Source organism: Synechococcus sp. RS9902 (assembly GCF_014279635.1).
Taxonomy (GTDB): Bacteria; Cyanobacteriota; Cyanobacteriia; order PCC-6307; family Cyanobiaceae; genus Parasynechococcus.
Window position 1 is genome coordinate 1,860,269 of the sequence record NZ_CP047949.1, and the last position, 26,053, is coordinate 1,886,321.

A 26,053-nucleotide genomic window follows, 5' to 3' on the forward strand; every position below is an offset into this window, starting at 1 on the left:
AGTTTTAAGCCGTTCAGAGCGCCGTGGACAGACAGCGTTGCAACCAATTCAACAGTCCCTCACCCGTGAGCCGCGGGGAAACCCGGGGAAGCTCAGACCCATCGAGCGCGAGCACAGGCACCTCGAGGTCGTAGCGCGCCTTCAGCTCCTGGGGGGTGCCGGACGCATCGATATCGATCACCGTCAGCTCGACCGAGAGCCCCAGGAGATCGAGCTCGCGCAAGCGGGATTCCAGGCCTTCGCAGAGGCAGCAACCGGTACGGCTGTAGAGGGTGAGCTGCTTCATCAATCGGGCACCGGGTCACAGCCGCAGGGAGTGAAGGGATGACAGCGCAGCAGCCGTTTCACGGTGAGCCAGCCCCCTTTCCACGGTCCATGCCTCTGGATGGCCTCCAGGCCATAGGCGCTGCAGGTGGGCGTGAAGCGGCAACGAGGCCCGATCATCGGGGAGATGAAGCGCCGATAAAACCCAATCCCTGCCAGGAGAACAGCCGCCAGAGCTCGGTTCAACGCCTGTCGCAGCTTGGCCATCGGGCCGCCAGATACAGTGGCAGATTCGTGCATCGCGGCAGATGTCTGGAGCTGTTTCGGTTCCAGCATGCCCAACAACCGCACGATCTCAACACACACCTTCCCACCTATGTCTCGTTACCGCGGCCCTCGCCTGAGGATCACGCGGCGCTTGGGAGACCTCCCCGGTCTCACCCGGAAGGCCGCCAAACGGTCCTATCCCCCCGGTCAGCACGGCCAAGCCCGTCGCAAGCGCTCTGAATACGCGATCCGTCTCGAAGAGAAGCAGAAGCTTCGCTTCAACTACGGCGTCTCCGAGCGTCAGCTCGTGCGCTACGTGAAGAAAGCGCGCGCCCAGGAAGGTTCCACCGGAACCAACTTGCTCAAACTGCTCGAGAACCGTCTCGACAATGTTTGTTTCCGCCTCGGCTTCGGTCCCACCGTGCCCGGCGCCCGTCAGCTGGTGAACCACGGCCACGTGACCGTGAACGGTCGTGTGACCGACATCGCCAGCTACCAGTGCAAGCCCGGCGATGTGATCGCCATCCGCGAGCGAAAGTGCAGCAAGAAGCTGGCTGAAGCCAACCTCGAGTTCCCCGGTCTGGCCAACGTGCCGAGCCACCTCGAGCTGGACAAGTCCAAGCTGAGCGCCAAGGTCACCGCCCGTTGCGAACGCGAGTGGGTTGCCCTGGAGATCAACGAACTGCTGGTGGTGGAGTACTACTCCAGAAAAGTGTAAGTTTAGATCCAAACGAGGAGGGCACAAGATTTGCGCCCTCCTTCCAAAACCGTAGAGTTTCTAGGAACACAAGCCTTCAAATAGTAAAATTTAGGAGCATCAATTAGCCTTCAAAGAACTTTTCAGATCAAATTCAAAGAGGCTTCTACCAGTTTACGGGCGCGTGAGGCTTTCCTTTAACGAACACAAGAATAAACAAAAGCTATACACAAAACCGCTCACCAAAGAGCAAAGCGCTATTCTATGAAATAAATTTAGCAAAAAGAATATTAACAGAAAGCATATATGTAAGCAATCATGCTACATTTCCGTCTCCATTGAAATCGACACCAAAAATACTTTCATATCCAGCATCTGTTAATCCTTGTGCACGCGTAATACTTGAGCGATCGATATAATTTCCTGAGTAATCATGCTTTGAAACAAAGAAACGACCGTCGTCGCGATCAAAACCTTTCTGCAAAACATGATAATCAGACCCAATTTTCTTCGCTCTTTCTGGCTTAAAAGTACGCCACGATTCAGGACTTACCGAATACAATCGCCCTCTTTGATCCTTGATAAATGGATCGGAGGCAGTCGAGTCGAAGATCCTATAGTATTTCCATCTAATATCATCAACCAAACCATCAGCATTAAGGTCTTCAATTAACGGAAGTCCTGTAATTCCATCACCATTAAAGTCAATACCGAATAAAGTCTCATAACCTTGCTCCATCATTCGATCGCTATTGAGCCACTTGGTCTGACCAACAAAATCACCCGACAGACTATTTCTTAAAACCTTATAGCGACCATCTAGACGATTAACACCTTTGACAAGTACGTGTCGCAGGCTTTGGTTGGAAGTTATTGAAATATTGTCAATAGCCCAATGATCAAAAGGTGAGCCGCTGTGGTTAAGCTGACGCCACCTAAATGAAGTAGTTTGATTCACATCATTGGGCATATTTTCAGAGTGCAATGTCCAACTATAATTTTTATTCCTGGTAAATCGTTTAATTCTTTTGAAACTGCCTCCATTTGTGCTGTACTCAAAAACAACTTCCTCACCTGGATCAACTTGTTCACCACCATTCTTAGAGTTACCGTTAATAAATTCAAATGAAACCGTGCCACCAACAAAGGCATTAATATCGATTGTTGTAGCTTGTCTTTGGGTAGAAGAACCTCCAACAAGCCCAAAAAATAAGGAATTTGAACGGCCTCCAAATTTACTGTTTACTCCCTGGCTGCCAGTTATAGATTTCCAAAGATTTCCCGCTTGACCAGAAGAGAAGTCCTCATTAAATTGCTGCGAGACTTGGGAAGAGACAACCTTTTGCACGAATGAATTTCGCCATGATTGCCCTTGCCCAAAAATGCTAAATTTGCGGCCCCTAGAATCTCTGACATACGGATGAGATTTGGAGTTATCGAAAACTCTATATGATTTCCAAGCCGTATCATCGACTAAACCATCTCCGTTGGAATCGGATAGAGATGGCATTCCAATAAACAGATCACCATTGAGATCTTTATCAAAAATGGATTCGAAGCCATTCTCCATCAAATTTTGACCATTCCGAAATTTAGTTGAACTTACAAATGCTCCTGAATGATCATGAGTAGAAACTCGATATTTCCCAGAAAGTCGGCCCGTTCCTGAGTGCAAAACCATATACTTTCCATTAACTTTTTCAACCATACTTGGCGTAGAAGATCTCCAAGCTTTAGGACTTAATAAGTAATTTCGGCCTTTGCTATCAGTGATAAAAGGGTGGGACCGGGATGAGTCGTAGATTTTGAAATATTTCCATTTAGGATCGTCAACAAATCCATCGGAGTTACTATCACTATATGACGGAAGGCCAACCAAACCATCGCCATTAAAATCCTGATTAAAGGTGGATTCATAGCCAGCAACCATCATGCGGTGGCCATTAATAAATTTGGTCTTAGATTCAAACTCTCCAGATTTTTTGTGCGTAGAAACAGAATATTTTCCTGAACGCCTACCTGCTCCAAGGTGCAAAACATGATAACGAGATGAGTGTATAACTGCACGATTTACACTTGAAGAACGCCATGTTTGGCCTAAAACCGAATATCTTCGATCCTTTTGGTCTGTGATGTAGGGATTATTCTTCGCTATGTCAAATATTCTGTATTCTTTCCAATTGGATCCATCAAGTATGCCATTAAGATCAAGATCAACATGACCAGCGATGATCGCATTAGATGTTAGTGACTCAAACGCACCTCCTTGATCGTTGTAAGAGGCAGATACGGTTATTGACTGGAAGTTGCTTACGTTTTCAGAACTTAACTGATATTCAGCATTTGTTGCGCCTACTATGTTGACACCGTCAGCTTTCCACTGATAAGTGAAACTGCCAAGACCATCTGGATCACCAATAGAGGAAGTATCAGCAGTAAGTGTTTGGTTGAATAGTGGAGTACCACTAATGGTGAGTGTTCCTGTTGGAGCGTCATTGACATTGGCAACTGCAGACGTTGCACTCGACGTCACACTTTCAGCTGTTCCTTGGCCATCGGTGTAACTGGCCGTGACCGTTATAGCAGAATCAACATCCGCCTGCATCAAGGCATAGGTGGAAGCAGTTGCGCCACCTATTACTGTTCCGTCACGATTCCACTGGTACGAAATGGCCCCCAAACCATCAACGTCAGCGAGACTATTTGCTGCTGTTAATACTTCGCCTTGTGTTGACGTTCCACTGATGGTGACTGACCCTGTTGGAGCATCATTAATGTTGGAAACAGTGATTGAGACAGTATCAGAATCATCAGAAAGTAGTGAACTCTTCCCGATATCAAAAGACTCTAAGGTTGCTCCATGATGACCTATTAAAAGTGTATTTTCGTCAGGGGTAATGGCGTTAGCTTTATTATATTTATTGGCATTTTTGACATTTTTAATGACTTGAGGATTATTCTTATTGGTAACATCAACAATATCAACGCCGCCCCAGTCTGCTGATACATATGCGGTGTTACCATCCGCAGACAGAGTGATTTCTCTTACAGCGCCACCCGTAGTGTTTAAAAAGACAGAATTCGAAGTTAGAAGATCAACAATATACAGACCACCACCATTACGATCAGTACCCACAAAAGCAAAATTTTCATCAACTGATAGTGTGATTGCGAATGCACCACCAGTATTTGAAATTTCTTTGGTAACAGTAGTTGAGCTGAAGAGCTCTTTGATGCCATAAGGCACTTCACTCGGATTATCCTCTATGTACGTGGAAGACAAATCACTTACATCAACTATAGTAATCTTTCCAGGTTGATGTACCGCTCCTCCAACTATGTATGCAGTACGTCCGTCAGCAGAAACATCAAGTTCGGATTGGTGGCGGATTGAATGGGCACCTTTGAAAATAGGATTATTGACATCAGATACGTCGAATATTACCAGTCCAGTATAATAATCAAGGACATATGCGTAATTCTTTCCGTCAACTGTACGAAGGACGATATCATTGTTTTGTTTATGATGAGACTTACGAGAGGTATTTGGTATGGAAGCCTCTAAGTCGCTTACGATCGTGACATTAGACTCATTGTAAGGAAGAGTTGAAATACCATCCCACGGATTGATTAAACTAACGTCAACTATATGCCTGCCGGTGTGTATGTAGTTGCCGTTAGCCGACAATGCAATACGATTGCCACCTATTCCTGTCTTTAAGGCGAGAAGTTTTAAATCACTTGGATCAGTTATATCTACAATTTTTAACTGACCATGATTTAAACTATATGCAATTTTTGAATCTTGGGAAATAGCTATGGCGTAGTTGTTGGGATGTTGACTGGTGTCATCTAATCCATCAAGGAAACTTCCCGAAACAGGGCCTTGACGTAGATCAACAGTAGATTGACCGTTAACAGCGGTACCGGTACGATCCCAAGCACGGAACGTAATAACATCAGTTATAGAGCCAGCGAAGTCTGTAGCCGGACTATAATATAATCTCGTAGTGGAATCAGCGTAAAGAACAGTAGCTGAGTTTTCAGATACTTCACTAACTTCCTGCCAATTGACACCATTGTCAATTGAATAGTATAAGGTTCCACCGTTTAAATTCTTACCAACAATTGCGATCGCAGGGGAATCACCATCAGTATCTGAGTAATTATCGAAAACCCCACCTGAATCTATTAATTGGGAGACTAACGTTCCTACAGCCCCAGCGGGAGAACCTGAACCCTCGGAAACGGCGATAAAGCTAGGCGTAGCAGAGGTACTTAGTACTGGCTTCGCCATTTCCTACAGAAGAATACTGTATTTAATTTAGCAGAAGGTGTAGACGCTGATTCGAAATTGGATTCAAGAACAATTCCTCCAAAACAGTATCTCGCGATACAGAATCACGCAAATAGATTCAAATGTGTACGCTGCGCTACATCACACAGACCGAATTGCGTATCCATAAGAACTTATTCGGCTCACCACGTCGGCACGACGCTGGAAAACATTTCAAGTTTTCTTAATAAACCTGCCGAAGATTTGCAATCCAGAGCATGAACGCGTTCTCATCATTAGTATGATTACATAAAGACGTTTCTTCTTAATGTTAAGTAGAGGATTTGTTCGCAAACGACTATGAAGTAATTTCTTTGATACGCGATCAAATTTTATCTAAAAATAAAGATATCCTCATCGTAAATTTATCAGTTGAAACGCGGAATGTGCCGCCAATGTGTATCATATTCAAGCCAAACAATAATTCTGGCGAATGAACAATAATTACTAAAAATATATAAAAAGCCGCTTAAGCCTGGCTCCTTAAGCAACATCAAAAGATTGCAAACAATTTTGCAAAATTCCTCAAGTGGTTTTCAATTTCCACAAAATCTCTCACAAGGAAAAATTAAAATCCCGACACATCTATACAATTACGCCCATACCTTGTCAGCAGACGGCGTAGTTCTTGAAGCACACAAAAAAATGCTTAGCATTAATTGGCTTAAAGGCGCTTCGATCGTATTACTTTTACTCAATCAGCCGACTTTAATTAAAAATTACTAACAAAACCGCCGCAACCCGCGAAATATTAGTATGCAAACTTCAGATGCTATTAGAATACATTTTAAACTCAAAATAGAGTTTTTAGTCTGATCCCCTGGCACATCAAGCGCTAACAAACCACGACTGGCTTGGATTGATCCACCCCGTACTGATGATCCTGTTCGTCTACCCAGTGGTGGGCGCCACGATCCGGCTGGGAATCCTCGCAAGGGAAAAGCGTTTGAGAATCAACCCGATCGCTGAAACGGTGCCGGTGGAGCATGCGCAGCATGGGGCTTGGGTGACCGGGGGAGTGCTGGTAGCGGTGCTGATCGGTCTTGGCCACAGCCTCTGGAGCAGTCATCCCCTGGGTCTAATCGTCACCGGCAGCGCTGTGATCTTCAGCTTCGGACGGCTGTTGGGAACCCGGCTGGTCTGGCAGCGCTTTCTCTGGGGTGTCGCCAGTGCGGGCGGCTTGCTTCTGCTGGGGCTGCATCCGGCCGTGGAGCGGTTCAGCGATGTTCCCTGGAGCCCCCTGTTCTGGCAGTCCCATTTCTGGATGGGGATGGTGCTCACCGCCCTGTTGCTGAGCTCAACGGCGCTGCAGCCCTTGATTGGTCATTCCGTGCAGGCCAGGCGCATTCACATCAGCAGCAATCTGCTGGTGGCTTTGCTGCTGGCGATGCAGACGATTTCGGGAACGCGAAATCTGCTGCTGCATTAGGCCAAAAGCGAAAGCTGCTGACGCAACCAGGGAAGGCTCAGGCCGATCACGTTGGAGTAACAGCCATCCAAGCCATCGATGCAGAGGCCGCCGCGGCCCTCAAGGGCAAACCCACCAGCGCATTGCAGCGGTTCTCCACTGGCCACATAGGCCTCGATCTCGGCCTGGCTGAGCGCGGCAAAGCGCACCACCGTTTCCACGCAGGCCAACAGTTCAGATTGCCCGCGACGGATCAGGCAATGGCCCGTCAGCAGAGATCCGCAGTCGCCAGCCATCCGCTGCCAACGCTCGATTGCCTCCGCTGGCCCTGAGGGCTTGCCGAACACCTGCCCTTCAAAACTGAGGACCGAATCACAGCCCACCACAGCCGTGATCTCGGCATCGCCCACCGGATCAAGCGTCTGGACGACAGCTTTGGCCTTGGCCTGAGCCAGCAATTTCACCAGCTCTGCAGGCTCCGCATGCTGGATCTGGTCTTCATCCACACCGCTGACGCGCACCTGATGCGGGATTCCCGCTTGCTCCAGCAAACGGCGACGTGCTGGCGAGGCGGAAGCAAGCATGAGCACGGGAACACACCGCAGAACAACGCTCCGTAGGCTGCCAGGGACGGAAGGCTTCGCCATCGCTCACCCCACCGACCTGCTGGATCGACGCAGCCGTGACCGGGCTTGCCGGGCCATGGGATGCCTGCCCTTCTCTGAAGCCCTCTACCGGGATCTTCAGCAGCAAGGATTGGATGCTGGTGACCTCTGGAACGAACCCAGCCGCTACGGCCGCAAGACACGCTGGTTCCGCAACAGCGAAGCCCTCGAAGACGACCTGCGTTGGCTGATCAGCGTGGGCGTGCTGCGCCGGGAAGTGGATGGACAGGGGCTGACCAGCCGCTTCAGGCTCACCCCCCTAGGTCGCCAACTGCTCGATGACGACCCCGCACTGCTGCAGCGTTCGATTCCGGTGCTGGAGCGTCTGCGTCACAGCCTGCGTCGGCACTGGCCGCTGTGACCGGCACCACGCCGCGACCCCTGATGGTGCTGGGCACCTCCAGCGGTGCCGGCAAATCGCTGATGACGGCAGCACTGTGCCGGGTGCTCCAACGCCGTGGGGAACAGGCACTGCCCTTCAAGGGCCAGAACATGAGCAATAACGCCTGGGTGGATGCCGATGGCGGCGAAATGGCCTACTCCCAGGCAATGCAGGCCTGGGCGGCGGGCCTTGAGCCCTGCTGCGCCATGAATCCCGTATTGCTGAAACCCCGGGGAGACAGCACCAGTGAGGTGATCCATGGGGGCCAGAGCGTGGGGATCGCCCGCGCCGAGCACTACTACCGCGACTGGTTCCGCCCCGGTTGGCAGGCGATCCGCACCGGCCTGATGGAGCTCCAGCAGCAATGGCCGCAAGGCCGGCTGGTGCTGGAGGGGGCGGGAAGCCCGGTGGAAGTGAACCTGCAACGCCGCGACCTCACCAACCTGCGCCTGGCCCAGTACCTGCGGGCCAACTGCCTGCTGGTGGCCGACATTGAGCGCGGCGGCGTCTTTGCCCAGATCGTTGGGACGCTCGCTTTGCTGCGCCCGGTGGAGCGCCCGCTGATCAAGGGCATCCTGATCAACCGCTTCCGCGGCCGTCGGGAGCTGTTTGATGAGGGTCGCCAATGGCTAGAAGCCAACACCGGGGTACCGGTGCTGGGGGTGATGCCCTGGCTGAACGAGCTGTTTCCACCGGAAGATTCCCTGGATCTGCTGGAACGCAAACCCACCCGGGGAGCCACCGATCTGGAGATCGCTGTGCTGCGGTTGCCCTCCCTGAGCAACTTCTCCGATCTCGATCCGCTCGAAGCTGAAGCCAGCCTGAAACTGCGCTGGATTCAACCCGGGGAACCCCTCGGCGAGCCGGATGCAGTGATTCTTCCGGGAAGCAAGCAGACGCTGCGGGATCTCGAAGCGTTGAACAGCTGTGGACTAGCCGATCAACTCCGGAGCTACGCCCAGGCTGGGGGATCCGTCCTGGGCATCTGCGGCGGCATGCAGATGCTGGGCAAAACGTTGAACGATCCGGAGGGTCTGGAGGGCACCGATCAGCGGGGACCCCAGAGCGGCCTGGGCCTTCTGCCCCTGGCAACCACCTTCAGCGGCATGAAACGACTGAGCCAGCGCAGCATCGATGGCCTCTGGCCCATGGAAACACCGCTGAGCGGATTTGAACTGCACTACGGAACCACCACACCGGATCCCGGTCTTCAGCCGCTAAGCAGCGACCCTGGTTTGGGGTGGTGGGCTCCCGGCCCCAAGGGTTCGAGCGTGGTGGGCACCTACCTGCACGGGTTGCTCGACAACGGCCCCTGGCGACGGGCCTGGCTCAACAGGCTTCGCGAGCAACGGGGCCTGCAACCGTTGGCCAACGAACCAAAGAACCACAGCGCTCACCGTGATCTGTTGCTCGATCGCCTCGCCGATGCCTTCGAGCAACATGTGAACCTTGCTCCATTGCTCCAGCCATGACGTCGATTCCTGTGCGCTGGCCCAATGGGCGCATCACCCACGAAACCATTGGCAAGGACTGGTTGGTGGCCGCCAGTGGAGCGGGCATCAGCATTCCCACCGGTTGCCTGGGGGGCAGCTGCGGGGCCTGCGAAATCGACGTGAACGGCAAGACGGTGCGCGCCTGCATCAGCACCGTTCCGGCATCGAAATCAGCGAAACTCAGCGTTGAATTCGCCACCGATCCGCACTGGTGACTCGCCTACGCCTCAGCCTGATGGCCCTGCTTACCGGCGCCCTGAGCGGCGCCGGTGTGTCAGTTGTGATGGGCTGGATCGGCGGCTTAAGCCAGCTGCTCTGGGGAGATCCGGTGCTCGAGGGCTTGGATCGCGGCCTTCCCCTGGGCTGGTCGCTGCTGATCTGCGGCGGCAGCGGCTTGACCCTCTCGCTGCTGCATCGCCCCGGCCCCACCACGTTGCTACCGGAACTGCGGGACACCCTCAGTGATCTGCGTGATCCAGACCAGGCTCCAAAACGCGATGAAGCTCGCGGCCTGGTTGGCGCTGCAGTGGCCCAGATCGGTGGAGGTTGCGTCGGGCCTGAAGCCCTGATGAGCCGAATGGCCGCCCTGATCAGTCAACGGATCTGGCGTGGTCGTGACCAGAAGCTGCAGGAGGCAACAGTGGCAGGAAGTCTTGCCTTTTTCGGAGCTCCACTGCTGGGGGGTGCTGTGGTGGGCGAGGTCTCTCACCCAAAAAGCCGCAAGCAGACCTTCCTCGACCGCTGGTTGCCCGGCAGCCTTGGCGGTGTTGCCGGGTTTGCTGCCTTCAATGGCCTGGGAACCGCCAGCGGTGGATCGCTGCAACGGCTTCCCTACATCTGGCCCAGCACCCTGGGAGAAGATCTCGGCAGCCTCAGCGCAGGCCTGTTGGGGGGAGTTATCGGTTGCGGCCTCGGCTGGTTGTTGCTGCAGTGGCGAGGCTGGTTGGAGCAGCGCCAACTCCTGGCCCGATGGCCCTGGTGGCCGCTGCTGACAGGCCTGCTGTTGGGGGCCTGCATGCACTGGTTGCCGTTGGTTCCCTTCGCAGGAGAAGACCAGCTGAGGCCCCTGCTGGAAGGCCAGAACTCAAGTGAGGCCTTGGTTCTGCTGCTCTCCGCGATCGTGAAACTGCTGATGCTCGGCCTTTGCCTGGAAACCGGCTGGCGCGGAGGGGTGTTCTTCCCCTTGTTTCTGGTGGCCTGCGCGCTTGGGATGGGACTCCACCTGCTGTTGCCCGATCTGGGCAGCCTGGGCAGCTGGTGCGGCTCCCTCACAGGTGCGTTGTACCGCTTCATGCTTCCTGCACCCTTGGCAGTTCTGGTGCTCGGGGTTGCCCTCCTGCAAGGCCACGGAGCCGCTGGCCTGCTGGTGGGCCTCGGCATGGCGCAGCTGATCAGGTCTCGTGCTGAGCGGGATGGTGGCCCTCCACTTCGCCCTTGAACACACGGCTGGCCAGGATGTCTGCCGCCGCAATCGTGGTGAGATCCTGTTTGGTGAGGGCTTCCCCCATCCGCGAAAACAACCGGTTGGCCTGACGCAGACGGGCCCGGTCCAACGCATTTCGAACCGAGCGCGCGTTGGCGAAGAAAGGCAGCTGGCGCCGGCGCGAGACGTAGTCGGAGAAGGCCGTCTCGGCCTCGGCACTGAACTGGTAGTGCTGGGCTTCGAGGAGCAGGCCTGCAATCGCCATCAGCTCGTCGTCGCTGTAGTCGGGGAAATCGAGATGGTGCGCCACCCTTGAGGACAGGCCTGGATTGGAGCTGTAGAAGGTCTCCATCCGATCTCTGTAGCCGGCAAAGATCACCACAACGTCGCTGCGCCGGCTCTCCATCTCCTGCAGAAGAATCTCAATCGCTTCGGCGCCGTAATCGCGTTCATTGTCTGGCTTGTAGAGGTAGTAGGCCTCATCGATGAACAGCACGCCACCCTGGGCACGCTTGAGCATCTCCTTGGTTTTTGGGGCGGTGTGACCCACGTACTGACCCACGAGATCGTCGCGGGTGGCCGTCACCACATGGCCTTTGCGGAGGTAACCCAGGCGATGCAGGATTTGCGACATCCGCTGCGCCACGGTGGTCTTGCCCGTGCCGGGATGGCCGGTGAACGACATGTGCAAACTGGGCGCGGTGCTGGGCAACTCCAGTTGCTGCCGCGCCTGATCCACCAGAAGAAGCGCTGCAATCTCCCGGATCCGCGTCTTCACCGGCGCCAGGCCGATCAGTTCACGGTCCAGTTGGTCCAACACCTCAGCCACACCGGATTCGGCGTAAGCCGAAGCCAGATCAACTGAGGAGGGCATCGATCTCTGCGGCAAAGGCGCGATCGGCGTCGCTCAGTTGGGCCTCGGGGCCATCATCCTCGGGCCGGATCGTGATGTTCACGTAGGTGCGCCCAAAGCTGATGTCGGGGAAGCGCTGGGTGGCCTCGCTGTGATCGCCGAGTTTGTCGAGAAAATCCCTGGTGGCGTCGTAGCTCTCAAACTCGAAACGACACTCGAGGCATACGGGTCGTTTCCGCTCCTGCCACTGATTCATCAGAGTCCCCGTTCAGCCTGAACCTGCTGGAAACCTAGAGGAGCGCCACCCGCTGGCAGCCCATCAAGCGCCCAGACCAGGCCTCGGCGTAGGCCCGATTGGCGGCCTGCTGCTCGGGATCCTCGGTGTCCAGTGGATGCGGCATCGTGCCGGCGATGGCGGCATTGGTGACGCAGAACATCGACTTCTGGAAGCTGACGCAGATCTGCACATGCACGTCCGTTTGGCCACGACCGTTGTCGTCGTACCAGAGGCTCAGTTCCTCGGGCAGGTGGCGGTACATGTCCTGCATGCAGAGGCTGGGGGGAATGCCCGCACCCATGCTCGGAATCGGATCGGCGTAAAGGGCGCCGTACTTGAAATCACTGATGTCCGGAGAGATCTGCCGGGCCTGGGCGTTGTAAGACACCGTTCCAAGGAAGGGCATGCCGCGGAAGAAAACGGCCTCCACATAGGGCACCGCAACATCCACCAGAAAGGTGAGACCCGCCTCAGGGGGAAGCACCCAGATCTCTTCACCACCGATCGTCACCTTGTATTCAATCGGGCTTCCGGCCGCCGCCACCAGGCCATCGCGGATGTGATGCACAACATCGTTGACGCAGGTGACTTCCTTGATCGCGTATCGGCGGGCCAGGTCGACAAAGATGTCGCTCATCACCCGCCAGAACAAGCCAAGGCAGTAGATGGTGGTGAGCGAACGGATGGCCTCGGGGGCGAAATCGGGATAGAGGCGGTTGTTGAGGGCCAGCAGAGGGTCCCGCGCCGACTTGCGCTTGATGATCCGCTGGCAGGCCTCGGCGAATTCGGGCGTATCGAGGTAGGCATCCAGCCCGCCGGTGCCATGCCAGAACATCGCCTTCTGGCAATACTCGGCGTACTCAAAGTTGATGCGATCCCCCATCAGATGGGTCCAGAGGCGCTTGAAGCTGAAGCCCTCGTGGAAAAAGCGGAACACCGGGAAGGGATTGAGCATCTGCTGCTCGCCCTGATCCACAAGGTTCTTGCTGTAGGCATCGAGAACAAGCCCATAGCTCTCGAGCACATTCACCACCTGCAGCAGATGGTCGGGGGTGTCCTTGAGCAGCGGCGTGTCGCTGAGCAAACGACGGATCAACTCCTCCTGATCAGGAAGCACCGGGGGTTGAACGGGGGATGCGGATGTCGGGGTCATGACAGATCTCCAGTGATCAGGCTGAGGCCCGTGGTGGCCGCCTCACTGAGGTTCGACAGCAGCTCCGGAGCAAGGCCAAGCACCAGCACACCGAGGCTGAGGGCGATGGCCGGGGCCTGCTCCCGCAGCGCCACGCGGTCGAGGATACGGGGATTCACCACCTCGCCGGGGGCGATCGCCAGGCGACCGAAGAAGGCGCGATTCACCAACAGCAGGAAATACACCGCCGTCAGTCCCGATCCCACCATGGAAAGCAGCGTGGCCAGGGGGAAGGGCTGAAGGCTGCCGCGGAAGATCAGGAATTCGGAAATGAAGCCGGCCATGCCGGGGATTCCGGCACTGGCCATCACCCCGATGATCATCAGAGATCCAGTGAGCGGCAGGCCGCGCTGGGGGTTGAGCAGGCCACGCAAGACGTTGAGGTCGCGGGTGCCGGTCTGTGCGTAAACGACACCCACCACCAGGAACAGCACGCCAGAGATCAGGCCGTGGCTCACCATCTGGAACAGGGCCCCCATCAACCCGAGCGGCGTGGCGGCGGCGGCGGCCAGCAGCACGTAGCCCATATGGCCCACCGAGCTGTAGGCCACCATGCGCTTCATGTCGGTCTGGGCAATCGCCGCAAGGGATCCGTAGAGCACAGAGATCGCAGCCCAGCCAGCCAGCCATGGAGACGCGAGCTGCCAGGCATCGGGGAACAAGCCAAGGCAGAAACGCAGCAGGCCGTAGGTGCCCAGCTTGAGCAGCACACCTGCCAGAAGAACCGACACCGGTGTGGAGGCCTCGGTGTGGGCATCCGGCAGCCAGGTGTGGAAGGGGAAGAGGGGGATCTTGATGCCGAAGCCGATCAACAGAGCACCCATCAGCAGCAGCTGGGCGGTCATGCCCAGTTCACCGGCAAGGATCGGCCGCAGGCTGAAGTCCATGGTTCCGGTGACCAGGGCAATGCCAAGGAAGGCACCCAGGATCAGCACACCTGAGACGGCGGTGACGATCAGAAACTTCGTGGCGGCGTAGGCCCGGTTGGCACCACCCCACACAGCGATCAGCATCCAGAGCGGGATGAGTTCCAGTTCGTAGAACAGGAAGAAGAGCAGCAGGTTCTGGGCCAGGAAGGCACCATTCACAGCTCCGGAAATCACCAGCAACAGGGCGAAGTAGACCCGGGGGCGGTTTTCGATCGTGCGCGACGCGATGGCCGCCACCAGGCAGAGCACCCCATTCATCAACACCAGCGGCAACGACAAACCGTCCAGCGCCAAGGCGTAATCCAGCCCGATGGCATGCACCCAGCGGGCCTGTTCCACCAACTGCAAACCTGCGTCGGCGGCATCGAAAGGCAGCAGCAGGGCGAAGCTCGCCAAACACTGCACCACCAGCAGCACGATGGACACATCGCGCAGGCGTGCACTGGACGGGGATCCTGGCCAGAGGATCAGAGCCAGAGCCCCGAGGAAGGGAATCAGAAGCAGGAGGGAAAGAAGCATCTCGGGGCGATCAGGTGAGGAACCAGCTCACCGCGGTGAGGAAAAGAACGATGGCCAGGAGCACCGTCAGCACGTACGACTGGCTCTGGCCGCTGACGCTGAGCTTGAGGCTGTCGGCACTGGCCAGGGAGAAGCGAGCCACCCCATTGAGAAGACCATCCACCACATTGCGGTCGAACCAGGAGGCCAGGCGAGAGAAGCCAGCCACCACGTTGACGATGGTGAGGCGATAGAAGCGCTCGGTGTAGAAGTCGTAGGCCAGCAGGTCCTGCCACCAGCGCAGCACAGGATTCAGCGAGCGGGACCAGGCCTTGCTCAGGGGGAGAACGGCGCCAACGAGCAGGCCCAGCAGTCCGCTTCCCACCACCAGAGCTGCTGCCCAGAGGGGGAAGGCCAACAAACCATCGAGCGATTCCAGCCGCACCAGCAACAGCGGGGTGATCAGCACGATCACGGTGAGCGCCACCATTGGGAACGCCATCTGCCAGTTCACCTCGGCAGCCCGGCGGGACTTGATCAGGGAATCCCCCATGAACACATGGCGGAACACCCGCACCAGACCCATGGCGGTGAGTGCGTTGGTGAGCAGGAACACCGCCATGAACGGCACCGAGCGCACGCTCAGCAGTTCAATCGATTGGGCCAGGGCCAGGAAGCCACCCAGGGGCAGGAATCCCACGAGACCAGCACCACCCACCAGAAACGCCGTGGTGGTGGCCGGCATGCGGCTGCCCAATCCCCCCAGCTCGGTGATGTCCTGACAATTAGTGGAGGCAATCACACCGCCAATGCTCATCGACAGCAGCGCCTTGGACACGGCATGGGTGAACAGCAGCAACAAGGCCAGAACAGGGATCTGCAGCGCAATGGCGATGAAGACAAGGCCCATGTGGGCCGTAGTGGAATACGACAGCGTGCGTTTGATGTCCACCTGAGCCAGGGCCACCAAAGAGCCACCGATCGCACTGATGCTGCCGATCACGAGCATCACGCCGATGGCGATGGGCGAGAGCTGAAGGATCGGCATCACCTTCAGCAGCACGATGGCGCCGCAGGTCACCACCACCGAGTTCCGCAGAATTGAAGCGGGGTTCGGGCCCTCCATGGCTTCGTCCAGCCAGAGGTGCATGGGGAACTGGGCGCATTTGCCCGTCGGGCCAGCAACCAGGCCCAAACCCAAGAGCGTTGCCGCCAAGGGAGAGAGGGTGTCTTGAGCAGCCCACGCGTAAAGGTCGTTGAACCCCATCACGCCGGAATAGCTGCAGAGCGCCACCACACCCATCAGCAGCAGCACATCACCAACGCGCTTGGTGAGGAAGGCATCCCGGGCTGCTGTGACCACCAGGGGTTGGGCGTACCAGAAACCCACCAATAAATAGGTGGAGAGCGTCAGCATCTCCAGCAGGAAATAGCTCTGGAACAGGGAGTCGCTGAGCACGACACCACTCATCGCACCCTCGAAAAAACCGAGCAGCGCAAAGAAGCGGGCCAACGCCCATTCCTTGTCCATGTAGCCCAGGGAATACACCTGCGACAGCAAGCTGAGGCCCGTGATCAGTTCCAGGGCCACCAGGTTGGTGAGCGACAGGCTGAAGCTGATGTTCAGCTCCAGATCAGCCACGCTGAGCCAGGGGAAGGCCAGATCCACCGGCCCTGATTGGTACACCTCCTGCAGGATCAGGCTTCCGTGGGCGAAGGCCAGCAGGGTGAGAAGAATGTTGAGGTAGGCCGCCGGTCGATGGGCATCGCGACGGAACCAGCCACAGGCCCAAGGGAGAGAAACCAGCATCCCGATGAACCCATAGAGCGGGATCAACCAGGCGGTCTGGATGGGAAGCGAAAGCTCCGGGGTCAAAACGGCGAGCGGGATGGTGATCGAGCTGGTCGCTGGTTGGCCGGCGAATCTAGGAGCCGGTCAGGAGCAAAAGGGCTCTTTGTGAACGGCTGTGAGGAGGCTTTTGTGCCTTCAGCTGCGGCGAGCTGCACCACTGCCGGCCAACACCGGCTCAACCTCTTTATGGGGACGGGCAATGATGTGAGCAGCAACGAGGCCGTCGCCCACGCGCTCGCAGGCATCGGCACCGGCACGAACAGCGGCATTCACTGCACCGGTTTCGCCACGCACCATCACCGTGACGTAGCCACCACCCACATACTCACGGCAGATCAGGCTCACCTCTGCAGCCTTGGTCATCGCATCGGCTGCCTCAATGGCAGGAACCATGCCGCGGGTTTCGATCATGCCCAGTGCCACACCGGGAACGATGGGGGAAGGGGTGGCAGCGGGCTTGGTCACGGCCGAGCCGCCGCCGGATCCGGTGTTGGAAGCGCTGCTGCGACGCGTTGTGGTGGACGCGCGACGGGTCGTCGAAGCAGGAGCTGCCTTGGCGGAAGTCGACGCGGGAGCAGGGGTGCTGGCCACAGGCTTCACATCCACAGTCTTGTTCGCCGCGGCGGTGCTGCGGGTGGTGCGACGACGGGGGGTGGGGGAAGGAGTGGCCATGGATTGGTAGGTGTGGAAGCGGAACGGAAACGGCGGAGGGAAATGAAGGATCCCTATCCGTCCGGATTCCAGAAATCGATAATGCCACCGATGGTGAGATCGGTGAGCACGGTGTTATCGGGGCAGGCATGCCGGGCAGCCGAACCGCTGGCGGTGAACACCCAGTTGCCCTCACGGGCACCCACGGGGTCAACGGCCACCAGCTTCTTGCCCTTGTTGTTCTTGAGAATGCGCAGGTGCATGTGATCCAGACCGGCAACCCGGTAGGAGCAGACCAGCGTTCCCATCACCTGCATGATCTCCATCAGCTGGCCTTGCCTCCCGCGGGTTTGCTGGGGCTGGGGGATGGAGAGGGAGCGGAGGTCTTCGAGGGGTCAGGTTCCCAGTGGTCAATGATCCCCACGATCGTGAGGTCACTGGGATAGGACTTGCTGCCGGCGGCTTCACGGGCGGCCGAGCTGCTGACGCAGATCACCCAGTCTCCAGGTTTCGCACCCACCGCATCGACGGCCACCTTCTTGGTGCTGCCATCCAGCACCACCTGAAGGTGCTTGTGCTCGAAATCGGGGATCCGGTTGGTGGAAACGAGCGGCTTGACGACCTTGACGATGAGCATGATCAGTGAGCCTCCGGAAGTTGCGGATCGAGCGTGGAACCGACGACCTCGGCCGGAGCCGTCTGGTTGCGGTCGCGAATGGTGAGAAAAGTGTGGAGCAGACCCTCATCAAAGAGAGCTGCGTAGCGATCGGCGATGGCCTGGTTCACCCGTCGGCAATCAGCGATGGCCCGTTCCCGAGCACCGGGCACACGGCCGGAATAGTCGAAACGCACCACAACCGGAATCGGCAGATCCCGGGACACATTCAGACCCTTGAAAATTTTCACGCCCACATCGAGATCAGGGGCACCCTCCTCGACGGTGTCGAGGTGAGCGAAATAGGTGAGGTTGCGCAGATGCACCTCTTTGAAACCGATGCCAACGCCAATGAAACGCTCTGCGTGCCCAGCATCCGGGTACGTGCCCCCGTGCAGATCCTGCACGTAGTCGATCTGGGAGAAGTTATTGGCGAGCAAGCGAGTCAGAAACGACACCATCCCGGCATCCATGGGGCCAGGTGCAGCGCTCTCAACGGCTTCAGCAATCTGTGCCATCGCTTGATCGGCACTCATCGATGCCGTGGCGGCATGCAGTTCCCTGGCGCAGAGCCAACGGTCGAGCACCATCTCGCTGTCACGACTCGGCGGATGCACCCGGATCGCATCGGTGTCGGTGTCCAGGCCGATCAGCAGAAGATCAACGGAGGCACCGCAACAGAAGCTGTTTTCCACCGACTCACGGAAATCGAGCAGGCGTTGATGACCCGCCGCTGCAGCCAGTTCGTCATTGCTGCCATGGGCAGCGCAGCCCTGATGGGAGGGATCGAGGGAACTGAAGTGGTACGTCACCACCTTCAGGTAACGGGTCGGTTCCGTGGAGGGATTGGGTGAACCTTCGCGGTAGCGACGGTGCTCGGTTTTGACCCAGCGGTTCACCGTGTTCTCCACGTCGAACATGGCGCCAGCGTGGGAACGGCGACGCACAGCGCTGAAGGGAATGCGCAGGGCGTAGGCCACGGTGTGGGCCAACCGACCATCGGCACAGGGCGTCAGGTCGAGCAGATGGATCCCGCAGTCGAGCAGGAACTGTTCGAACTCCCGGGATGCAGCACTGCCCGTACCGGCATCCAGGGGATCGTCCTGGAAGAAGCGGTCACTGAACAGCCGGTGGCTTTCGAACACACACCAAGCGAACAGGGCGCGCATGTCGAGGGGACGAACCCAGGCCCGCTGCAGGATGTGATCCGGCAGATCAAAGCCGAGTTCGGCCCGGCACAACCGCTGGGCCTGGGGAATGAAATCGGTTTCGTGCTGAAGCGCTGAAACCTGCTGGAGCAGTGGAACAATCCGATCAAAGCGGCCCTTGATCTCCTGCTCATAGGCCTGGAGACGGGCATTCGACGCTGCATCCGTCAACGGGTGACGCCGGTGGGTGATCGGCAGAGAGGTGCGGCTCAGATTGAAAGGAACCGCCCGGGTGGCTGCCTTTTCACGGCGGACCCAGCCCGGCTGAGCGGCAGTGGGACGTTGAACGTCCTTACTGGAGCGAACCCGACCGCCACCAACCGGGGCGCCGACCAGTTGAGCGGCCTTGCCCGCAGTGGTGAGGGCACGGCGCCGATCCAGAGCGGCCTTGCGGGTGGAGGACTCCACGTCAGACGAGGTCTGCACGGAATCAGAGGTTGTGGCCAGCTGTTGAAGCTGACGACGGGTGGGTGCCGAGGGGGCCTGAGGTCGCCCGCCACGGAGAGGCTTGGAGCGAACCATCAATGAATCAGCCCCGTGCGCCGCCGGAGACGGTGATCAGGGAACCCTTTTCGGTGTTGCCGCTGGAACCGGTCACGCGGCTCACAGGCCATTCGTTCTCCTCGTTGCGCTTGCGCTCGAAGGGAGACATGGCACTCATCGGGCCGGGACGGCTGGGGTTACGACGGCGGGCCGAGGCACCCTCAGTACCGGTCACGTGCTCACCACGATCCCAGTCGTCACCAGTGATCTTGGTGGAGGAGCCCTCGCCGGTCACCCGGGATGCAGGCTTCTCAGAAGGCTCGCTGACCACAGCCACGGTGGGCTGGAACTGGCGCTGCTGACGGTTCTGGAACTCGCGGTTGTCGAAGCGGAACTGCTCGGTACCGGTCACCTTGCCGCCAGCCATGTCAAAAGGGCCGGTGATGCGATTCCCCTGCTCATAGGAGGTACCCGTCACGCCAGAGGCGGCCTCACGTTGCTGCTGGGCAGCACGGGCGGGAGACACCACGCTGAAGCGGGTCCAGGCGGCACCCTCAGGAGCTTGGCCGTGGGTGTCGGTGCCAGCGGGAGCGTCAGCGCCGCAGGCAGCGGCCAGCTGATCAGCACCCACGTAGGGCGTGCCGGTGACTGCTTCGCATGCACCACGCTTGTCGCCGGTCATCACACCACCCACACCGGGTTGGATGCCGGTCATTGCAGCGGAAGGTGTGCCGACACGCACAGGCGTGCGCTCACGGATGGCCTGAACCGCAGGGGTGCCGCAGTGGTGGCCGGCCTGCTCAAGACCTGCATAGGGGGTGCCGGTGACGGCCTGGCAGCTGCCAGGCTCGTCGCCAGTCACGTTGTCCGAACGGCCCGTACGGGTACCGCTCACCACCTGGTTGCGGTTGGTGATGCTGAAGCCAACCTTGGCGGCCTCGGGCTCGGGCTTGCCGCCACAGAAGGCATTCACCTGCTCAGCACTCACGTACTGATCACCCGTCACGCGGTGGCAGGAGCCGAATTCATCGCCGGTCACCTGAGCCGAACGGCCCACCATGGTGCCGGTCACGCCAGTGCCGGAGAGGGTTCCGGAGAGACCCACCTTGGCGGCAGGGCGACCTTCGGGCAGAGGATCTGAACCGAGGTACTGATCGCCGGTGAGACTGCGGTTGGCACCGGCTTCATCACCGGTAACGCTGGCGGAGCGACCCACCATCACGCCACTCACAGGACGCCCCTGTTCGGTGAGGCTGTGGCCCACCTTGCGCGGGGAAGTCACGCCACCACCGCAGTAGGCAGCGGACTGGTTAGCGGAGATGTACTCGGTGCCGGTCACGCTCTTGCAGGTGCCGGGCTCATCGCCGGTGACCTTTTCGGAACGGCCGACTTCATTGCCGGTGACGCGGTTGCCGTGGCTGGTGGCGGTGACGCGCACCTTGGCCGGGGTGGTGGCAGCGGGAGCGGTCTGACAGAAGGTCTGGAAGACTTCGGCGCCCAGGTACTCGGTACCGGTGATCGAACGGCAGGTGCTGGCCTCGTTACCGGTGGTTTTCACCGAGCGGTTGGCCTGGGTGCCGGTCACGGTCTGGCCACCGGTGGTGGTGCTTTCACCCACCTTCCAGTGGGCATCAGCGGCAGCGGCTTGCTTGGCGCCGTGGCGGTTGGGACCGGTGGGGCGGGTCACACCAGCGCTTTGCTTGTTGCGGGCACCGGACTTGGTGCGCAGCTCACGCACCTGTTGTGCGAGCTCACGGCTGGTGAGGTCAGGATTGGCCTGACGGGCAACGGCTGCTGCACTGGTGGGTTGCTTGCCAGCGGTTTTGCCGTGCTTCGACATGGCTTCACGACGGGCCAGCACCAGCGCGCGGCTTGGGTTCTCGATGGCACGACGCTTGGGAGTGGCCGAACGGCGCTCTGTGCGGGCAGACAACTTGGGAGCCGGTGCACTGAGGGAAGCCTTTTCAGCGGCACGCTTGCCACCGCAACCACAGCTCTTGGTGGTTTCAGCGGGTGCAGCAGCAGGAGCGGCTGCCTTGGTTTGACGGGCAACATCAGCGCGGTTGCGATCGCGGCTGGTGTCGGCGGTCTTACCGCGGCGGGACAAGGCATCACGACGGGCGAGCACCAGCTCGCGGCTGGGGTCGCGGTGGGGCTTGACCTGGGAGCTGCGCTTTGCGGGAGCAGCTGTGAAGGACGTGGTCCGCTGCGGAGCTACAGCAGCGGGGGTGGCAGGCTCAGCAGCTGCGGCCGCGTTGGTGCGGGTGGGACGGGCATCAGCAACGGTGCGAACACGGTTGGCGCCATCACCAGCCGCTACCGAGGACTTCTTACCGGAAGTGGTCAGCGCCTTGCGGCGTTCAAGTGCGAGTTCGCGACTGGAGAGTCTTGCCATGTCCGCCCGAGGATGTCGTCGTGAAGTGGAAGGGCACTTGCCCCTCCGGGAAAAGCTGGAGCCCTGATCAGGTCAGGGCTCGGAACCATTGGTTCGAAGGATCAGCGTCCTTCGAAGACCACGAAGCAGGCACCCTGGCTCTGGGTGTAGGCGTCGTAACCGACGATGCGCACGTGGTGGTCGGGGTATGCGCGGTGGCAAGCCTCGAGCTCACTGACAACGACGTTCAGATCCTTCTCACCGAAGAAGGGGAGCTTCCAATACGACCAGTAGGTGGCCATGGAGTTGCTGGGGTGGACGTGCTCGACGAGCGGGCTCCAACCCTGGGCAATGATGTAGGCGATCTGGTCGTAGATCTCGTCCTGGGTCATCGGCGGGAGGAAGCCGAAGGTCTCCAGGGTGGCGACTGTTTGATAGTCACCCACGGTGCTCTGGAAAGGCATGGGGATCCTGGGTGTAAGAAAAAGGGGTGGCCGGTTGCATCAACCGGCCGTTGAGACGATCAGTTCTGGACGTCGAGCTTGTCGACGGTGTCGAACTCGAACTTGATCTCCTTCCAGGTCTCGAGGGCGATGGCCAGCTCGGGGCTGTGCTTCGCGGCTTCCGTGAGGATGTCGCGGCTCTCTTTCTCGAGATGACGGCCGGCGTTGCGTGCCTTGACGCAGGCCTCGAGGGCCACACGGTTGGCAGCAGCACCTGCAGCGGAGCCCCAGGGGTGACCGTGGGTACCACCACCGAACTGAAGAACGGAGTCGTCGCCGAAGATGGTGACCAGGGCGGGCATGTGCCACACGTGGATACCGCCGGAAGCAACGGCGAACACGCCAGGCATGGAACCCCAGTCCTGATCGAAGAAGTTGCCGCGGCTGCGGTCTTCGGGCACGAAGGATTCGCGCAGCTGGTCGATGTAGCCGAGGGTGGTCTGACGATCACCTTCCAGCTTGCCGACCACGGTGCCGGTGTGGAGCTGGTCACCACCGGACAGACGCAGACACTTGGCGAGAACGCGGAAGTGGATGCCGTGCTTGGGGTGACGGTCGATCACCGCGTGCATGGCGCGGTGGATGTGGAGCAACATGCCGTTCTTGCGGCACCACTTCGACAGACCGGTGTTGGCCGTGAAGCCACCGGTGATGAAGTCGTGCATGATGATCGGCATGCCGAGTTCTTTGGCGAACTCAGCGCGCTCGTACATCTCCTCGGGAGTGTTGGCGGTCACGTTGAGGTAGTGACCCTTGCGCTCGCCGGTCTCCTGCTCGGACAGCTTGATGGCTTCCGCAACGAATTCGAAGCGGTTCTGCCAACGCTGGAAGGGCTGGGAGTTGATGTTCTCGTCGTCCTTGGTGAAGTCCAGACCGCCACGCAGGCACTCATAGACAACACGGCCGTAGTTCTTACCGCTCAGGCCGAGCTTCGGCTTGATGGTGCAACCCAGCAGAGGACGGCCGTACTTGTTCATCCGGTCGCGCTCGACCTGGATGCCGTTCGGCGGGCCGTAGCAGCTCTTGATGAACGCCATCGGGAAGCGGATGTCTTCCAGACGGAGGTGGCGCAGAGCCTTGAAACCAAACACGTTGCCGACCAGTGAGGTCAGAACGTTGGTGATGGAACCCTCTTCGAACAGGTCGAGGGGATAGGCGATGAAGGCATAGAAAGACTCCTTGTCACCAGGGACGTCTTCGATGCGGTAGCAACGGCCCTTGTAGAAGTCGAGATCGGTGAGGAGCTCGGACCACACAGTGGACCAGGTGCCGGTGGAGGATTCAGCAGCCACAGCAGCGGCAACTTCTTCCTTGGGCACACCTTCTTGGCCGGTGCACTTGAAGCAGGCCAGCAGGTCGGTGTCGAGGGGGACGTAATCAGGAGTCCAGTAGGTATCCCTGTACTCCTTGACCCCAGCGTCGTACTTCTTGCTCATGGGAAAACTCCGTTAGGTCGGTGAAGAGGTTGAGACGTTCGCGTGCCTCGTCAGAGGCTCAGCGGAAGATCTCAGTCCTTCTGACCAAGGAAGTTGCCGTTGCCCAGAGCAGGCTCCACTTCGCGGTGGGGGCGGGCAATGATGTGAGCGGCGACCAGGCCGTCACCGACGCGCTCGCAAGCGTCAGCGCCAGCGCGCACAGCAGCGTTGACAGCGCCAGTTTCGCCGCGAACCAGAACGGTGACGTAGCCGCCGCCGACGAACTCACGACCGATCAGGCGCACTTCGGCAGCCTTGGTCATGGCATCAGCTGCCTCGATGGCGGGGACCAGACCGCGGGTCTCGATCATGCCGAGGGCGATGCCCATGGTTTCGTTAGCCATTGCCTACCGGGAGAAGGGGTGGAATGTTCGCTGGGGACATTGCTTCGCCAGAACCCTTCCCGTCAAGCGATTTGGACGACTTTCCCGATCACTGTCCATAGTGAACCAAATAAGCCGGGCTTATCACCCTGTGCCTCACTGTTCCGGTCTGCTGTGGTGGTTCGTGTGATCACATCCCCACAAGTCGTTGTCGGCAGTGGTGAAGCTCAATAGGTTCACGTTGCGTCACCTTCCCAAAGCCTTGCTGCGGGGTGGAATGTTCAACCCAAATGGGTGTCGCTGGGTCGAATCCAGAGATTGTTAGTCCCTAGCCCCAACCAGCCCGCACAATGGAGGCCCTCTTTTGATGGCCCTCCTTGGCGCTTCAGCTCACCATCGCCACGGGCAACCCGATCAAGGTTGCCGAAATCGAGGCCATGCTGGGACCTCTTCCTCTGGACGTGCAGCGTCAACCTGCCGATCTGGACGTTGAAGAGACGGGGAGCACCTACCGCGAAAACGCTGAGCTGAAAGCCAGCGCTGCAGCCCTGCGCACCGGCTGCTGGGCCCTGGCTGACGATTCAGGGCTTGAGGTGGATGCGCTTCAAGGGGCACCGGGTCTGTATTCCGCCCGCTACGCCGAGGGAAACGACGCCAAGGTGCAGCGAATCCTGAAAGAACTGGTGGGATCGCCTTATCGGAGTGCCTGTTTTCGCAGCACGATGGTGCTGTGTGATCCCTCCGGCAACTGTCGTGCCGCGGCGGAGGGAATCTGCTGGGGCGAACTCCTGAGTGCCCCGGCCTACGCCGGCGGCGGATTTGAATCCTTGCTTTGGGTGAGGGAAGCCCGTTGCAGCTACGGCGAACTGAATGCGGCTCAGCTCAGCCGCCTGGGCAGCCGCGGGAAAGCGGCGCGAGCTCTGGCTCCACAACTGCGTGAGCTGCTGCACCTGAGCTGATCCGAGCCAGTCTGAGCGCTCAGCGCAGTCTTGCGTTGCTGTTGATGTGGTCGATGGCGCGCATCGCCGCCGCGGCCGCTTCCTCCACATCACCCTCCCGTCCCGCCAGGGTGAGACGTCCGAAGGCACCCACCGCTTTCACGTCCACCAAGGTGATGTTGGAGGCTTTTTCCGCTTCGTTGGCAGCAATCAAAACGTATCCGGCCGGCTCCGTCTCCAGGATGAACATGCTCATCCCGGCTTCAATCATTGAGCCGCGTCGGTTCTGCCGGTTGATCAGCACAGCATGGTCGGGAGTGATCGCCCGGATCACTTCCGTCCAGCTCACATCGGCTGGAGAACGCTGATCGATGGTGCTCCCGATCGCTTCCAGCACCACATCTCCGGAATGGAGCACCGTGCTCTGGTCGCGGTGATAGAGGGCCATCGAGCCGAACGCCCGCTCCACCACCATCTGGCCGAGACGGACGTTGCTGGCCTTCAGGGCGATGTCCGTCACCCGGTGCACCGCCATGCCCGGTGACACCTCCATCCAGAGGCAGGCATCTCCGGGTATGGGCAGAAATCCCTGGCTCACAGAACCCATGTAGGCCGCCAGTTGCGGCTGGAGCGAGTCGATGAAGACGTGGGTTCGCAGTTCGATCGACTGCACATGGCTGTTCTGCCGCAACAGCCGTGGCGACTCCGAATCCGTTGTCACAACACAGCTCGCCCCCCCCTGCTGGGGGGTCACCTCAGTGCCGGTGACGAGAGCACTACCGCCGCGTCGCCGCTCCCGAGCATCGAAGCTGGCAAAACGGGTCATGGCGGGGAGTGTACCGGACGAATTCAGCTGAAACGGGCCAATAAAGAGTTAGAGCCTGCGGTCTTGCGCCTTGAAAAACAG

At 58.6% G+C, this 26,053-nt stretch carries 25 protein-coding genes; 7 read left to right on the plus strand and 18 right to left on the minus strand.

The genetic code is table 11. From position 1 onward, the window contains the following. Positions 1–13 precede the first annotated feature (13 nt). Positions 14–286, minus strand: coding sequence for a glutaredoxin family protein (locus tag SynRS9902_RS10250; RefSeq protein ID WP_186509047.1), 273 nt, complete (start codon positions 284–286; stop codon positions 14–16). After that, positions 286–564, minus strand: coding sequence for a membrane protein insertion efficiency factor YidD (yidD, locus tag SynRS9902_RS10255; RefSeq protein WP_186509048.1), 279 nt, complete (start codon positions 562–564; stop codon positions 286–288). The genes SynRS9902_RS10250 and yidD overlap by 1 nt, the downstream gene beginning before the upstream one ends. A 76-nt stretch (positions 565–640) precedes the next feature. On the opposite strand from yidD, the gene rpsD reads away from it, so the two are divergent. Then, positions 641–1,249, plus strand: a complete 609-nt coding sequence (gene rpsD, locus SynRS9902_RS10260; protein WP_011363781.1) for a 30S ribosomal protein S4 — start codon at positions 641–643, stop codon at positions 1,247–1,249. Positions 1,250–1,544: 295 nt separating this feature from the next. Here the strand turns inward: rpsD and SynRS9902_RS10265 are convergent, their stop codons facing one another. Continuing rightward, the gene (locus SynRS9902_RS10265) at positions 1,545–5,525 is read right to left on the minus strand and encodes a hypothetical protein (RefSeq protein ID WP_186509049.1); all 3,981 of its coding nucleotides are present in this window, start codon (positions 5,523–5,525) and stop codon (positions 1,545–1,547) included. Between the two features lie 916 nt (positions 5,526–6,441). Here SynRS9902_RS10265 and SynRS9902_RS10270 point away from each other — a divergent pair. Further along, a complete protein-coding gene (locus tag SynRS9902_RS10270; protein ID WP_370586299.1) occupies positions 6,442–6,993 on the plus strand; it encodes a DUF4079 domain-containing protein in 552 nt (183 codons plus the stop codon). Here SynRS9902_RS10270 and SynRS9902_RS10275 read toward each other — a convergent pair. Further along, complete coding sequence (locus SynRS9902_RS10275) at positions 6,990–7,556, minus strand: nucleoside triphosphate pyrophosphatase (protein WP_255446110.1); 567 nt, start codon at positions 7,554–7,556, stop codon at positions 6,990–6,992. The genes SynRS9902_RS10270 and SynRS9902_RS10275 overlap by 4 nt on opposite strands. Here SynRS9902_RS10275 and SynRS9902_RS10280 point away from each other — a divergent pair. The 4 genes from SynRS9902_RS10280 to SynRS9902_RS10295 are packed head-to-tail and all read left to right on the plus strand — an operon-like array spanning position 7,555 to position 10,950. Then, the gene (locus tag SynRS9902_RS10280) at positions 7,555–7,998 is read left to right on the plus strand and encodes an Npun_F0494 family protein (RefSeq protein WP_115081936.1); all 444 of its coding nucleotides are present in this window, start codon (positions 7,555–7,557) and stop codon (positions 7,996–7,998) included. The two genes, SynRS9902_RS10275 and SynRS9902_RS10280, sit on opposite strands and share 2 nt — an antisense overlap. Positions 7,999–8,021: 23 nt before the next feature. Next, positions 8,022–9,491, plus strand: a complete 1,470-nt coding sequence (locus SynRS9902_RS10285) for a cobyric acid synthase (protein WP_186510617.1) — start codon at positions 8,022–8,024, stop codon at positions 9,489–9,491. Next, positions 9,488–9,727 (plus strand): 2Fe-2S iron-sulfur cluster binding domain-containing protein, encoded by a 240-nt coding sequence (locus SynRS9902_RS10290; RefSeq protein ID WP_186509051.1) that lies wholly within the window; start codon positions 9,488–9,490, stop codon positions 9,725–9,727. The genes SynRS9902_RS10285 and SynRS9902_RS10290 overlap by 4 nt, the downstream gene beginning before the upstream one ends. Further along, positions 9,724–10,950, plus strand: a complete 1,227-nt coding sequence (locus SynRS9902_RS10295) for a chloride channel protein (protein WP_186509052.1) — start codon at positions 9,724–9,726, stop codon at positions 10,948–10,950. The genes SynRS9902_RS10290 and SynRS9902_RS10295 overlap by 4 nt, the downstream gene beginning before the upstream one ends. Here the strand turns inward: SynRS9902_RS10295 and cbbX are convergent. The 13 genes from cbbX to SynRS9902_RS10365 all read right to left on the minus strand — a co-directional run bounded on the left by cbbX (position 10,904) and on the right by SynRS9902_RS10365 (position 24,229). Continuing rightward, entirely contained in the window at positions 10,904–11,809 is a 906-nt protein-coding gene (gene cbbX, locus SynRS9902_RS10300) for a CbbX protein (protein ID WP_186509053.1), read from the minus strand. The two genes, SynRS9902_RS10295 and cbbX, sit on opposite strands and share 47 nt — an antisense overlap. Beyond that, positions 11,793–12,044 (minus strand): 4a-hydroxytetrahydrobiopterin dehydratase, encoded by a 252-nt coding sequence (locus tag SynRS9902_RS10305; protein ID WP_186495764.1) that lies wholly within the window; start codon positions 12,042–12,044, stop codon positions 11,793–11,795. Before SynRS9902_RS10305 ends, cbbX begins: the two co-directional genes overlap by 17 nt. A 34-nt stretch (positions 12,045–12,078) precedes the next feature. Beyond that, the gene (locus SynRS9902_RS10310; protein WP_186509054.1) at positions 12,079–13,218 is read right to left on the minus strand and encodes a CO2 hydration protein; all 1,140 of its coding nucleotides are present in this window, start codon (positions 13,216–13,218) and stop codon (positions 12,079–12,081) included. Beyond that, a complete protein-coding gene (locus SynRS9902_RS10315) occupies positions 13,215–14,705 on the minus strand; it encodes an NADH-quinone oxidoreductase subunit M (protein WP_186509055.1) in 1,491 nt (496 codons plus the stop codon). Before SynRS9902_RS10315 ends, SynRS9902_RS10310 begins: the two co-directional genes overlap by 4 nt. 10 nt (positions 14,706–14,715) lie before the next feature. Then, positions 14,716–16,560 (minus strand): NAD(P)H-quinone oxidoreductase subunit F, encoded by a 1,845-nt coding sequence (locus tag SynRS9902_RS10320; RefSeq protein WP_186509056.1) that lies wholly within the window; start codon positions 16,558–16,560, stop codon positions 14,716–14,718. Between the two features lie 111 nt (positions 16,561–16,671). Then, positions 16,672–17,208 (minus strand): BMC domain-containing protein, encoded by a 537-nt coding sequence (locus SynRS9902_RS13780; RefSeq protein ID WP_304623055.1) that lies wholly within the window; start codon positions 17,206–17,208, stop codon positions 16,672–16,674. Positions 17,209–17,261: 53 nt separating this feature from the next. Beyond that, positions 17,262–17,513, minus strand: a complete 252-nt coding sequence (locus tag SynRS9902_RS10335; RefSeq protein ID WP_011363752.1) for a carboxysome peptide B — start codon at positions 17,511–17,513, stop codon at positions 17,262–17,264. Further along, on the minus strand, positions 17,513–17,824 hold the full coding sequence (locus tag SynRS9902_RS10340) for a carboxysome peptide A (protein WP_186509057.1): 312 nt from the start codon (positions 17,822–17,824) through the stop codon (positions 17,513–17,515). The genes SynRS9902_RS10335 and SynRS9902_RS10340 overlap by 1 nt, the downstream gene beginning before the upstream one ends. A gap of 2 nt (positions 17,825–17,826) precedes the next feature. Then, entirely contained in the window at positions 17,827–19,572 is a 1,746-nt protein-coding gene (locus tag SynRS9902_RS10345) for a carboxysome shell carbonic anhydrase (protein ID WP_186509058.1), read from the minus strand. Between the two features lie 7 nt (positions 19,573–19,579). Beyond that, positions 19,580–21,928 (minus strand): CsoS2 family carboxysome shell protein, encoded by a 2,349-nt coding sequence (locus tag SynRS9902_RS10350; protein WP_186509059.1) that lies wholly within the window; start codon positions 21,926–21,928, stop codon positions 19,580–19,582. Positions 21,929–22,029: 101 nt separating this feature from the next. After that, a complete protein-coding gene (locus SynRS9902_RS10355) occupies positions 22,030–22,371 on the minus strand; it encodes a ribulose bisphosphate carboxylase small subunit (RefSeq protein WP_006043651.1) in 342 nt (113 codons plus the stop codon). Positions 22,372–22,430: 59 nt separating this feature from the next. Beyond that, complete coding sequence (locus SynRS9902_RS10360) at positions 22,431–23,846, minus strand: form I ribulose bisphosphate carboxylase large subunit (RefSeq protein WP_011363747.1); 1,416 nt, start codon at positions 23,844–23,846, stop codon at positions 22,431–22,433. A gap of 71 nt (positions 23,847–23,917) precedes the next feature. Then, complete coding sequence (locus SynRS9902_RS10365) at positions 23,918–24,229, minus strand: BMC domain-containing protein (RefSeq protein ID WP_006169870.1); 312 nt, start codon at positions 24,227–24,229, stop codon at positions 23,918–23,920. Positions 24,230–24,585: 356 nt separating this feature from the next. Here SynRS9902_RS10365 and SynRS9902_RS10370 point away from each other — a divergent pair, with 356 nt between their 5' ends. Continuing rightward, entirely contained in the window at positions 24,586–25,167 is a 582-nt protein-coding gene (locus SynRS9902_RS10370; protein ID WP_186509060.1) for a non-canonical purine NTP pyrophosphatase, read from the plus strand. Between the two features lie 19 nt (positions 25,168–25,186). Here the strand turns inward: SynRS9902_RS10370 and SynRS9902_RS10375 are convergent, their stop codons facing one another. Next, the gene (locus SynRS9902_RS10375; RefSeq protein WP_115008700.1) at positions 25,187–25,972 is read right to left on the minus strand and encodes a BMC domain-containing protein; all 786 of its coding nucleotides are present in this window, start codon (positions 25,970–25,972) and stop codon (positions 25,187–25,189) included. Positions 25,973–26,053 lie beyond the last annotated feature (81 nt).

Coding starts and splice junctions, on each gene's coding strand:
- SynRS9902_RS10250 (WP_186509047.1), bottom strand. CDS start 286: ATGAAGCAGCTCACCCTCTACAGCCGTACCGGTTGCTGCCTCTGCGAA.
- yidD (WP_186509048.1), bottom strand. CDS start 564: ATGCACGAATCTGCCACTGTATCTGGCGGCCCGATGGCCAAGCTGCGA.
- rpsD (WP_011363781.1), top strand. CDS start 641: ATGTCTCGTTACCGCGGCCCTCGCCTGAGGATCACGCGGCGCTTGGGA.
- SynRS9902_RS10265 (WP_186509049.1), bottom strand. CDS start 5,525: ATGGCGAAGCCAGTACTAAGTACCTCTGCTACGCCTAGCTTTATCGCC.
- SynRS9902_RS10270 (WP_370586299.1), top strand. CDS start 6,442: ATGATCCTGTTCGTCTACCCAGTGGTGGGCGCCACGATCCGGCTGGGA.
- SynRS9902_RS10280 (WP_115081936.1), top strand. CDS start 7,555: ATGAGCACGGGAACACACCGCAGAACAACGCTCCGTAGGCTGCCAGGG.
- SynRS9902_RS10275 (WP_255446110.1), bottom strand. CDS start 7,556: ATGCTTGCTTCCGCCTCGCCAGCACGTCGCCGTTTGCTGGAGCAAGCG.
- SynRS9902_RS10285 (WP_186510617.1), top strand. CDS start 8,022: ATGGTGCTGGGCACCTCCAGCGGTGCCGGCAAATCGCTGATGACGGCA.
- SynRS9902_RS10290 (WP_186509051.1), top strand. CDS start 9,488: ATGACGTCGATTCCTGTGCGCTGGCCCAATGGGCGCATCACCCACGAA.
- cbbX (WP_186509053.1), bottom strand. CDS start 11,809: ATGCCCTCCTCAGTTGATCTGGCTTCGGCTTACGCCGAATCCGGTGTG.
- SynRS9902_RS10305 (WP_186495764.1), bottom strand. CDS start 12,044: ATGAATCAGTGGCAGGAGCGGAAACGACCCGTATGCCTCGAGTGTCGT.
- SynRS9902_RS10310 (WP_186509054.1), bottom strand. CDS start 13,218: ATGACCCCGACATCCGCATCCCCCGTTCAACCCCCGGTGCTTCCTGAT.
- SynRS9902_RS10315 (WP_186509055.1), bottom strand. CDS start 14,705: ATGCTTCTTTCCCTCCTGCTTCTGATTCCCTTCCTCGGGGCTCTGGCT.
- SynRS9902_RS13780 (WP_304623055.1), bottom strand. CDS start 17,208: ATGGCCACTCCTTCCCCCACCCCCCGTCGTCGCACCACCCGCAGCACC.
- SynRS9902_RS10335 (WP_011363752.1), bottom strand. CDS start 17,513: ATGGAGATCATGCAGGTGATGGGAACGCTGGTCTGCTCCTACCGGGTT.
- SynRS9902_RS10340 (WP_186509057.1), bottom strand. CDS start 17,824: ATGCTCATCGTCAAGGTCGTCAAGCCGCTCGTTTCCACCAACCGGATC.
- SynRS9902_RS10345 (WP_186509058.1), bottom strand. CDS start 19,572: ATGGTTCGCTCCAAGCCTCTCCGTGGCGGGCGACCTCAGGCCCCCTCG.
- SynRS9902_RS10350 (WP_186509059.1), bottom strand. CDS start 21,928: ATGGCAAGACTCTCCAGTCGCGAACTCGCACTTGAACGCCGCAAGGCG.
- SynRS9902_RS10355 (WP_006043651.1), bottom strand. CDS start 22,371: ATGCCTTTCCAGAGCACCGTGGGTGACTATCAAACAGTCGCCACCCTG.
- SynRS9902_RS10360 (WP_011363747.1), bottom strand. CDS start 23,846: ATGAGCAAGAAGTACGACGCTGGGGTCAAGGAGTACAGGGATACCTAC.
- SynRS9902_RS10365 (WP_006169870.1), bottom strand. CDS start 24,229: ATGGCTAACGAAACCATGGGCATCGCCCTCGGCATGATCGAGACCCGC.
- SynRS9902_RS10375 (WP_115008700.1), bottom strand. CDS start 25,972: ATGACCCGTTTTGCCAGCTTCGATGCTCGGGAGCGGCGACGCGGCGGT.